The 250-nt window shown below is 62.8% G+C and carries 1 pseudogene; it reads left to right on the top strand.

From position 1 onward, the window contains the following. Positions 1-250, top strand: a pseudogene (locus EOD29_RS33735) (ATP-dependent DNA ligase); the annotation flags it as partial.

Here is a 250-nt window from a genome sequence, read left to right as displayed (position 1 = left end):
TAAAGCTGCCGGCCGAAGACCTCCTCGAGCACGCCTGCCATCGTCATCTGGAAGGCATCATTGCCAAGCACCGCGACCGGCCCTACCGCAGCGGTCGCACGGGCGATTGGCTGAAAATCAAATGCGTCCAGAGCGAGAGCTTCATGATCGTCGGTTATGAGCAGTCGGCATCCGCCCGCGGCGGCATCGGCAGGCTGCTGCTGGCCGGCAGACAAGGGCTCGACTGGATTTACGTTGGGTCGGTCGGAAC

It is taken from the genome of Mesorhizobium sp. M1A.T.Ca.IN.004.03.1.1, assembly GCF_003997555.1.
Classification (GTDB): domain Bacteria; phylum Pseudomonadota; class Alphaproteobacteria; order Rhizobiales; family Rhizobiaceae; genus Mesorhizobium.
This window is presented reverse-complemented; position numbering and strand designations above follow the sequence as displayed.